Annotated in this window: 13 protein-coding genes; 3 read left to right on the top strand and 10 right to left on the bottom strand. The window is 69.3% G+C overall.

Features of this window, described 5'->3' with window-relative positions; all coding sequences use genetic code 11:
* Positions 1 to 92 precede the first annotated feature (92 nt).
* Together AC3WTD_RS10625 and ypfJ are read right to left on the bottom strand one after the other, a co-directional pair.
* The gene (locus AC3WTD_RS10625) at positions 93 to 479 is read right to left on the bottom strand and encodes a YkgJ family cysteine cluster protein (protein ID WP_492613776.1); all 387 of its coding nucleotides are present in this window, start codon (positions 477 to 479) and stop codon (positions 93 to 95) included.
* A 156-nt stretch (positions 480 to 635) separates the two neighbouring features.
* Complete coding sequence (ypfJ, locus tag AC3WTD_RS10620) at positions 636 to 1,490, bottom strand: KPN_02809 family neutral zinc metallopeptidase (RefSeq protein WP_492613775.1); 855 nt, start codon at positions 1,488 to 1,490, stop codon at positions 636 to 638.
* A gap of 123 nt (positions 1,491 to 1,613) precedes the next feature.
* Between ypfJ and AC3WTD_RS10615 the strand changes: the two genes are divergently transcribed.
* Both AC3WTD_RS10615 and AC3WTD_RS10610 read left to right on the top strand, forming a co-directional pair.
* Complete coding sequence (locus tag AC3WTD_RS10615; RefSeq protein WP_492613774.1) at positions 1,614 to 2,003, top strand: MAPEG family protein; 390 nt, start codon at positions 1,614 to 1,616, stop codon at positions 2,001 to 2,003.
* A 120-nt stretch (positions 2,004 to 2,123) separates the two neighbouring features.
* A complete protein-coding gene (locus AC3WTD_RS10610) occupies positions 2,124 to 2,951 on the top strand; it encodes a CPBP family intramembrane glutamic endopeptidase (protein WP_492613773.1) in 828 nt (275 codons plus the stop codon).
* On the opposite strand, the gene AC3WTD_RS10605 is transcribed toward AC3WTD_RS10610, so the two are convergent.
* The 7 genes from AC3WTD_RS10605 to AC3WTD_RS10575 all read right to left on the bottom strand — a co-directional run bounded on the left by AC3WTD_RS10605 (position 2,935) and on the right by AC3WTD_RS10575 (position 7,113).
* Positions 2,935 to 3,519: a Maf family protein gene (locus AC3WTD_RS10605; protein WP_492613772.1), complete on the bottom strand. Its 585-nt coding sequence runs from the start codon at positions 3,517 to 3,519 to the stop codon at positions 2,935 to 2,937. The two genes, AC3WTD_RS10610 and AC3WTD_RS10605, sit on opposite strands and share 17 nt — an antisense overlap.
* Positions 3,516 to 3,965: a GNAT family N-acetyltransferase gene (locus tag AC3WTD_RS10600; protein ID WP_492613771.1), complete on the bottom strand. Its 450-nt coding sequence runs from the start codon at positions 3,963 to 3,965 to the stop codon at positions 3,516 to 3,518. Before AC3WTD_RS10600 ends, AC3WTD_RS10605 begins: the two co-directional genes overlap by 4 nt.
* A gap of 21 nt (positions 3,966 to 3,986) precedes the next feature.
* Positions 3,987 to 4,457 carry a 23S rRNA (pseudouridine(1915)-N(3))-methyltransferase RlmH gene (gene rlmH, locus AC3WTD_RS10595; protein ID WP_492613770.1) on the bottom strand — a complete coding sequence of 157 codons (471 nt, stop codon included), beginning with the start codon at positions 4,455 to 4,457 and terminating at the stop codon, positions 3,987 to 3,989.
* 14 nt (positions 4,458 to 4,471) lie between these two features.
* Positions 4,472 to 4,858, bottom strand: a complete 387-nt coding sequence (gene rsfS, locus AC3WTD_RS10590) for a ribosome silencing factor (RefSeq protein ID WP_008434396.1) — start codon at positions 4,856 to 4,858, stop codon at positions 4,472 to 4,474.
* A gap of 104 nt (positions 4,859 to 4,962) precedes the next feature.
* Positions 4,963 to 6,030 carry an NAD(P)H-dependent flavin oxidoreductase gene (locus tag AC3WTD_RS10585; RefSeq protein WP_027493557.1) on the bottom strand — a complete coding sequence of 356 codons (1,068 nt, stop codon included), beginning with the start codon at positions 6,028 to 6,030 and terminating at the stop codon, positions 4,963 to 4,965.
* A 93-nt stretch (positions 6,031 to 6,123) separates the two neighbouring features.
* Complete coding sequence (locus AC3WTD_RS10580) at positions 6,124 to 6,816, bottom strand: DUF1345 domain-containing protein (RefSeq protein ID WP_027493556.1); 693 nt, start codon at positions 6,814 to 6,816, stop codon at positions 6,124 to 6,126.
* Between the two features lie 21 nt (positions 6,817 to 6,837).
* Complete coding sequence (locus AC3WTD_RS10575; protein WP_037090219.1) at positions 6,838 to 7,113, bottom strand: GNAT family N-acetyltransferase; 276 nt, start codon at positions 7,111 to 7,113, stop codon at positions 6,838 to 6,840.
* A gap of 148 nt (positions 7,114 to 7,261) precedes the next feature.
* Here AC3WTD_RS10575 and AC3WTD_RS10570 point away from each other — a divergent pair, with 148 nt between their 5' ends.
* Complete coding sequence (locus AC3WTD_RS10570) at positions 7,262 to 7,687, top strand: OsmC family protein (protein ID WP_027493554.1); 426 nt, start codon at positions 7,262 to 7,264, stop codon at positions 7,685 to 7,687.
* 1 nt (position 7,688) lies between these two features.
* On the opposite strand, the gene AC3WTD_RS10565 is transcribed toward AC3WTD_RS10570, so the two are convergent.
* Positions 7,689 to 8,774: a 3-deoxy-7-phosphoheptulonate synthase gene (locus AC3WTD_RS10565; protein ID WP_027493553.1), complete on the bottom strand. Its 1,086-nt coding sequence runs from the start codon at positions 8,772 to 8,774 to the stop codon at positions 7,689 to 7,691.
* Between the last annotated feature and the right edge of the window lie 61 nt (positions 8,775 to 8,835).

The following is an 8,835-nucleotide window of genomic DNA, read 5'->3' as shown; positions in this document are numbered from 1 at the left end:
GTCGATCACGACCAAACCCAGTCTTTGACCGGCTTCAAGTGGATAACTTCTATATCATTGAACGCAAATTAGTATCAGACGCCGCAGCGCGCTCAGGCGCTCTGCGGCAGCGGCGGTTCACCAGCGTCGAACGGGTCGAGCCAGTCCTCCGGCGTCAGCACCGGCAGGCCGTGCGCGAGGCGCGCCTTGTCGCACTGCGGGCTGACCGTGCCGAACTCCCACGACGGCTGCACCTCGCGGCATACCGAGGGCCGCTGCGGGTAGATGCCGCAATGCGCCGCCTGGCCCACCGTGCCCTGCAAGGCCACGCAGCGCGGCTGCGCGGCGTTGGTGCCGCGCATTGCCAGGCGGTGTGGATCGAGCTTCTCGGTCAGTTCCGGCGGCACGCTGCCGCCAAGGAAGGCTTCCGCTTCCGACCAATGGAACGCCACGCGAAAGTACGCGCAGCAGGCACCGCAACGCAGGCAGGGATGTTCCATCGGATTGGCCGGGGGCGCCCCGAGGCGCGCAGGAGGCGGATTCTAGAGCAGCGGGCAGCGGCTGCGCAGCAAAAGCCACCCCTCCCTACCCTCCCCTGCAAGCAGGGGAGGGGCTTTGAAAGCAGGCAGTCGTTTTGCGGCTGCCTGCTTGAGAACTCATGGCTCACCGGCGAAGGTGTTGCACTGGGCGACGTCGCCGCTGCCGAAGCCGGCCTTGAACCACTTCACGCGCTGCGCCGAGGTGCCGTGGGTGAACGTATCCGGGCGCACCCGGCCCTGCGCCTGCTGCTGCAGGGCATCGTCGCCGATGTGGCTGGCCGCGTTGAGCGCCGACTCGATGTCGCCCGGCTGCAGCCAGTTCAGCTCCTGCTGGCTGTGGTTGGCCCACACGCCGGCGTAGCAGTCCGCCTGCAGTTCCTGCCGTACCGACAGGCCGTCGGCACCATCCATCGGCACGCCGCGCTGTTGCAGCTGACGCACCTTGTCGAACACGCCGGTGAGCTTCTGCACGTGGTGGCCGACCTCGTGCGCGATCACGTAGGCGCGGGCAAAATCGCCGGAGGAGTGCAGCTCGCCCTGCAACTGCTGGAAGAACGCCAGGTCCAGGTACACCTTCTGGTCGCCCGGGCAGTAGAACGGCCCCACCGCTGTGGTGGCGCCGCTGCAGGCCGTGTTCACGCCGCCGCTGAACAGGTGCAGCTTGGGCTCGACATAGGTCGCGCCATGCGCCTGGAAAATCTGCCCCCAGCTCTGTTCGGTCGAATGCAGGATCGCGCTGACGAAAGCCTGCTGCTCGGGATCGACCTGGACGGGCTGCCCGGTCTGCGTCTGGGCGCCTGGCAGGCCGCCGCTCTGGTCCAGCAGCGCCAGCGGATTCTTGAAGAAGATCCAGCCCAGCAGCGCCAGCACGATCAGCCCGCCCAGGCCCATCCGTCCGCCGCCGAAGCGCGGACCAGCGCCGCCGCTGTCGACCTCCACATTGCTGCTGCTGCCGCCTTTCCGCCAATCCATAGGAACCCCTCGTTGACCGATGCATCCGCCCCGACGCCGCGGGGCGACGATAACGCGTGGGCCAGGGTCACGCCACGCCGCGCGCTGCCGCTAAAGTAGGCGACTCCTTGTGAGGATTCCAGCATGACCCACCTGCCCGCCCTGGTCACTCTGCTCACCGTGCTGTTGCTGTTCGGCACCATGTGGGCCGTCGGCCATGCCCGCGGCAAATACGCCATCAAGGCGCCGGCCACCAGCGGGCACCCCGCGTTCGAACGCGCCTACCGGGTGCAGATGAACACGCTGGAGAACACGGTGATGTTCCTGCCCACACTGTGGCTGGCGGCGCACTACGGCTTCAGCGGCTGGGCCGGAGTGGCCGGGCTGGTGTGGGTCGCCGGCCGCGTGTGGTACGCGCTGGCCTACCTGAAGGATCCGGCCAGACGCGGCCCCGGCTACCTGGTCGGCATGTCCGGCTGGGCCGCCTTACTGGTGCTGGCCTGCATCGGCGTCGGCCGCGCGATGCTGGTCTGAGCACCCGGCCTGCAGGCCGCGTGTGATCCTGCCGATCGGCAGGGTTGCGCGGTCGGCCTCCCAGCCACTAGCTTGAAGGCGCAGCTTGCGCCGCTCTCCGCCACAAGCGATGGTCACCGCATGCAAATCAGCAGCACCGAGGTCTCGCCACTGTCGCCCCTGGATTCGCCACCCTCATCACAGGCCGACCGCGCCGCGCCCGGCCTGCGCGCCACCGTGGGCATCATCGTCACCTACTTCGCGCTGCAGTTCGCCGTCAGCTTCCTGTTCGCGTCGGCGATCGCGGTGACGGCGGCTTTGCGCGACGGCGGCCCGGGCATCGAGGCAACCATCCGCACGACGCTGACGCAGCCGGCGATGCAGGCATTGCTGGCGATACTGTCGCTAGGCGTGGCCGCGCCGCTCACCCTGTGGCTGGCTCGCCGCACCTGGCCGGCGCTGTGGCCGCTGGCGCAGCCGCCGGGTTTCGGCTTCACGCCGCCGCGCCAGCCGCTGTTCTTCGCGCTGGCGGTGCTGGTCGGACTGGCGGCGCCGTTCCTCGGTGCGCTGTTGACCGAGTGGCTGGCCCAGGGCCACACGGTGACCCAGGACATCCAGCAGATCGGCGGGCGTACTCCACTGGGCCTGCGCCTGCCACTGCTGGTGGTGGTGGTGGGCGTGGGGCCGCTGGTGGAGGAACTGCTGTTCCGCGGCGTGCTGCTGTCGGCCCTGATGAAGCGCTGGCCGGTCGGCTGGGCGGTGGCCGTCAGCTCACTGCTGTTCGCGCTGGTGCATCTGCCAGGGCTGGAGTATCAGTGGTACGCGCTGCCGAACCTGCTGTTGCTGGCGCTGCTGCTGGCCGGCCTGCGTCTGCGTGCGGGCTCGATCTGGCCGACGGTGCTGGCGCATGGCGTCAACAACCTGCTGGCCACCGCCGCCTGGTTCGTGGCGGTCAACCCGCCGGGCTGATCCCGCCAGCGCGCAGCAGCCGCGCGGTCTCGAACAGCGGCAGGCCCATCACTCCGGAATAGCTGCCGTCGAGGTGCGCGACCATCGCCGCGCCGCGGCCCTGGATCGCGTACCCGCCGGCCTTGCCGAACGGCTCGCCGGTGGCGACGTAGGCGGCGATGGCCGGCTCGTCCAGCGTGGCGAAGCGCACCTGCGACACGCACACCTCGCACTGCTCGCCGCCGACGCCGACCAGCCACACCGCCGAAATCACCGCATGCGTGCGGCCCGACAGCCGGCGCAGCATCGCCGCCGCGTCGGCGGCATCGCGCGGCTTGCCGAATACTTCATCGTCCAGCACCACCTCGGTGTCCGCACCGAGCACTCGCGCGTCGCCTGCAGGTGCCAGTGCCGCGAGGCCGGCGCGCGCCTTGTCGCGCGCCACCCGGCTCACGTAGTCCCGTGGCGATTCGCCTGGCGCGCGCTGCTCGGGCACGTCGACGTCGAGCACGGCGAAATCCACACCGAGTTGTTCCAGCAACTGGCGCCGACGCGGCGATTGCGAGGCGAGGTGGAGCGCCGGCGTCACAGCGTCAGGCTGTATTCGCAGAACTGGCGGTCGCGCTGCCAGCCCAGCGATTCGTACAGCGCCTGCGCCGGCGCGTTGTCCAGCGCGGTGGACAGCGACAGGCTGGCCGCGCCCAGCGCGTGCGCATGCTCCGCGGCCGCCTTCAGCAACGCGGCCCCCACGCCTTGCCGCCGCGCCGTCGCGGCCACGAACAGGTCGTTGAGCAGCCAGGTGCGCACGGTGCGCACCGAGGAAAACAACGGATACAGCTGGGTGAAACCAAGCCCCGCGCCATGCTCGTCCAGCGCCAGCAGGACCAGCGACTCGTGGTGGTGGAAGCGCTCGGCCAGGAAATCCCGCGCCCGCGCCAGGTCCGCCGGTTGGCCGTAGAACTGGCGGTAGCCGTCGAACAGCGGCGCCAGCGTATCGAGGTCGAGCATGGTGGCCTGGCGGATCTGGAAGGACATGGCGGGCAGGTTCCGTGGGGGTCAGGCACGATGATACGGGTGGCCGGACGCGATCGTGGTGGCGCGATACAACTGCTCGGCCAGCACCAGCCGCACCAGCATGTGCGGCAAGGTGAGCGGCCCCAGCGACCAGCGCTGCTCGGCGCGTGCCAGCACCTCGGGCGCGTGGCCGTCGGGGCCACCGATCAGGAACGCCAGGTCACGCCCGGCCATGCGCCACTTCGCCAGCTGCGCGGCCAGCTCCTCGCTGGACCACGGCTTGCCACGGCCATCGAGCGCGACGACGTGGATGTCGTGCGGCAACGCCGCGAGAATCGCCGCGCCCTCGTCCTGGATCGCCCGCGCATCGTCGCGGCCCTTGCCGCGGTTGCCTGGCTTCAGTTCGACCAGTTCCAGCGGTAGCTCGTGCGACAGCCGCTTGCGGTATTCGGCAAAGCCTTCCGCCACCCAGCCGGGCATGCGTTCACCGACCGCGATCAGGCGCGCGCGCATGCCGTGGGTCGGGCTCAGCCCGCTTGTGCGGCGTCGGCTTCGTGCCCGTGGTCACCCACCGTCCACAGCCGCTCCAGGCCGTAGAACTCGCGGATGCGCGGCAGCATCACGTGGACGATCACGTCGCCCAGGTCGACCAGCACCCATTCGCCTTCCGCCTCGCCTTCCACGCCCAGCGGCATCACGCCCGCCTTCTTGGCGAACTTGCCCACTTCGTCGGCGATGGATTTGACGTGGCGGGCCGAGGTGCCGGAGGCGATCACCAGCAGGTCGGCGATGGAGGTCTTGCCGCGGACGTCGATCTCGCGCACGTCCTTGGCCTTCAGTTCTTCGAGCGCGTCGATGACCGACTTGCGCAGGGCGGCCGTGGTGACGGCCTTGTGGGTACGGGCTGTGCTCAAGAGGATGGGCCTCGATGCGGGATCGCAGCGCGAAATGGCGCGGTCGCAGTATAACCGCGCAACCGCAACGGCACGTCAAGGCGGCGGCCCGCAGCTGCGCTCGCTCAACCCGCCAGCGTGCGCCTGGCCAGCCGGTATTCGTGCATCAACCGCGCCACCAGTTCGGCGGCTGGCTGCGGACGCACCAGGGCGGCAGCCTGGCCGCACCATTCGGACAGCAGGTCGCCGCGCCCGGCTTCCGCGGCGGCACGGCGCAACGGCGCAGTGAGCGCATTCAGCACCGGATACGGCAAGCCCTGCGCCGCCTCGGGCATGGCCTCGACGAAGCGGTTGCGCAAGCCGCGCGCGGCGCGACCGGAGAAGCTGCGGATGGTGGTGACCCGGTATTCCTCGGCAAGCGGCAGGTCGCGCTTCCACGCCTCGGCCGCCGAACACTCCGGGCAGGCGAGGAAGGCGGTGCCAAGCTGGCTGGCCGCCGCGCCGAGCACTTCGGCCGCCAGCAGGCCGCGGCCGTCCATGATGCCGCCGGCGGCGATCACCGGAATGTCGACCGCCCGCACGGCGAGCGGCAGCAGCGCGAACAAGCCGATCATCGCGTCCTCGGCCTCGTGCAGGAAGCTGCCGCGATGGCCGCCAGCCTCGGCGCCCTGCATGGACACCGCGTCGGCGCCGGCCTCGGCCCAGGCGCGCGCCTCGGCCACCGTGGTGGCGGTGCCGATCACATAGATGTCACGCTGGTGCAGCTCACGCATCTGCGCCGGAGCAATCACCCCGAACGCGAAGATCGCCACCGCCGGGCGCGCCTCGCACAGCGCGGCGAACTGCTCGGAGAAGCGCGGCGCCCAGCGTGACGGCAGGCTGGTGCACACGTCGAGACCTTCGCGCGCCATCAGCGCATCGAGCTGTGCGCGCGCCTTCGCCACCGCGGCCATGTCGGCCGCGAATTCGTCCGGCAGCACGAACAGGCCGATCGCATACGGTCGCTCACCGAGCGCACGGATCCGCGCCGCCTGATCAAGGATCGCCTGCGCTTCGAGATAACCGGCGCCAAGCGAACCCAGCGCACCCGCGTTCGATACGGCGGCCACCAGCGCCGGTGGCGTCGAGCCGGACATCGGAGCCTGGATCAGCGGATGCTCGATGCCGAGCCGGCTGGCGAACGCGGTTTGCATGGCATGGTGGCCCGCAGTGGAAACCGGCCAAGTATCCGCCTGTGCGCTGCGCGGCAGAAGCCACCGACAGTTGCGCCTGCCGGTGTCGAACGCTCAGCCGCCCTGTCCAGCCACGATGTTCACCGTGATCGCGATGATGAACACGTTGAAGAAGAACGAGATCACGCTGTGCAGCAGTACCACGCGGCGCAGGTACTTGCTGCTGATCTGCACGTCGGAGACCTGGAAGGTCATGCCGATCACGATCGAGAAGTAGGCGAAATCCCAGTAGTCGGGCCTGGGCGTATCGGGAAATTCCAGTCCGGCATGCTTGCCGCCGAGATCGCCGTAGTAGCCATGCGCATAGTGCAGCGCGAACATCATGTTGAGGAACAGCCAGCTGAGGACCACGCTGAGCACACCGACCGCCAGCGCCAGCATGCCGCCTCCCTTGGCCGCGTGCAGTTCGTTGCCCAGCGCGGCCAGTACCACCGCGGACAACAGCACGCCGCCCCACAACACGCCCCAGCGCCCGATATCCAGCTTCTGCGCCCGGCTGCGCATGTGGTCCGGCGTGGCCCGGTTGAACAGGCGCGCCAGGCTGCCCAGGTAGACCACCGCGGCCAGGTCGAAGCCGAGCAGCAACGCGGTGGTCGGGCGCATGCCGAAAGCCGACAACACCACCATGCAGGCGACGAGGATGGCCAGCGCCGCGATCATCCATGGCCGGCCCTTCACGAAATGCCACGGCCGCCAACCATGCGGCTTCGTTGCACCCGATGCCGCCCCTGCCGGGGTTTTTTCCATGCGTATCTCCGCGTCAGGAACTCAGCCGAGCAGGTCGTGGTATGCCGGATGCCGCTGCATCCACGCGGCAGCATACGAGCAGGCCGGCACCACCTTCCAGCCTTCGGCGCGCGCCGCCGCCAGCGCCTCCTGCACCAGGGCAGCGGCGATGCCGCGCCCGCCCACCACGGCTGGCACTTCCGTACGGGTGATCGTCATCACGCCGGTGGCCAGGGTGTAATCGAGCAGGCATAGCTCGCCATCCACGCGGGTTTCGAAGCGATGGGCAAGGCGATCGTGCTGAATGGCGAACGGCATGCGAACTTCCTCCGGAAAGGCAGTCGACAAGGATACGACCTGTGCGTGGCAACCGGGCGTGAAGCGATGGCGTCGCTTCGTTCGCGCCGGCTGCATGCGGCATCGGGCATCGTGGGTACCTGCCTGCCACAACCCACGGGAGAATCCCATGAAACGATCCGCGTCCGCGCATTGGTCCGGCGGCATCAAGGACGGCCAGGGCACGATGTCGACCGATACCGACGTGCTGCGCGAGGCGCCGTACGGCTTCAAGTCGCGTTTCGAGGACGGACCCGGCACCAACCCGGAGGAATTGATCGCCGCGGCCCATGCCGGCTGCTACTCGATGGCGCTGTCGCTGGAGCTGGGCAAGGCCGGCTTCACCGCCGACAGCATCGACACCAAGGCAACGGTGACCCTGCTCAAGGACGGCGACGGCTTCAGCATCACCGCGGTAGCACTTAGCTGCCGGGCCAAGGTGCCGCGCATCGACGCGGCCACGTTCGACAACATCGCGCAGGCGACCAAGCTGGGCTGCCCGGTGTCCAAGCTGTTGAAGGCCGAGATCACGCTGGACGCCCGGCTGGAAAGCTGACTCAGGCGGCAACCTCCGCACGGGGCACGGATGCATCGGCCTGGCGCCGCTGGCGTACCGCCTGCGCCAGATGCTGCAGCACCTGCACCGAGCTGTCCCAGTCGATACAGCCGTCGGTGATGCTCTGGCCGTAGCGCAGCGGCTGGCCCGGCTGCAGCTCCTGGCGGCCGCCGAGCAGGTGGCTCTCCACCATCACGCCGAGAATGCGCGTTTCCCCGGCGGCGATGCGCGCGGCGATGTCGCCGACCACTCGCGGCTGATTCTCCGGCTGTTTGCTGCTGTTGGCGTGGCTGGCGTCGATCATCACCTGCGCGCGCAGACCGGCCTTGCCGATCGCTGCGCAGGCGGCGTCGACGCTGGCCGCGTCGTAGTTCGGCGCCTTGCCGCCGCGCAGGATCACGTGGCAGTCGCCGTTGCCGCTGGTCGCCGCCACGGCGGCCTGGCCGTCCTTGGTCACCGCCATGAAATGGTGCGGCTGCGACGCGGCCTGCACCGCGTCCACCGCGATCTTCACGTTGCCGTCGGTGCCGTTCTTGAAGCCGACCGGACAGGACAGCCCCGAGGCCATCTCGCGATGCACCTGGCTCTCGGTGGTGCGCGCACCGATCGCACCCCACGCCACCAGGTCGGCGATGTACTGCGGCGTGATCATATCGAGGAACTCGCAGCCGGCCGGCACGCCCAGCACGTTGATGTCCCGGAGCAGGCCGCGGGCGATGCGCAGGCCCTTGTCGATCTGGAAGCTGCCGTCGAGGTCGGGATCGTTGATCAACCCCTTCCAGCCGACCGTGGTGCGCGGCTTCTCGAAGTACACCCGCATCACGATCTCCAGCGCATCGCCCAGCGCGCGGCGCAGCGGCGCCAGCCGCGTGGCGTATTCCAGCGCGGCGCGCGGGTCGTGGATCGAGCACGGGCCGATCACCACCGCGAGGCGGTCGTCGTCACCGGAAAGGATGCGGTGCAGGACGCGGCGCGACGCGTCCACGGTGGCCAGCGCCGCGTCGGTGGCCATGCAGTCGCGGATGATTTCGGCTGGTGTGCCGAGGCGGGTGAAGGCGCGGATGCGCAGGTCGTCGGTGGTATGCATGGCGGCTCTCCTGGGGATTTTTCAGGTAGCGGCCATAAAAAAACCGCCCTGTGGTGGCGGT

The organism is Rhodanobacter sp. FW106-PBR-R2A-1-15 (genome assembly GCF_058789735.1).
Note: the sequence above shows the minus strand (reverse complement) of the source record. Positions and strands in the feature narration are given on the sequence as shown.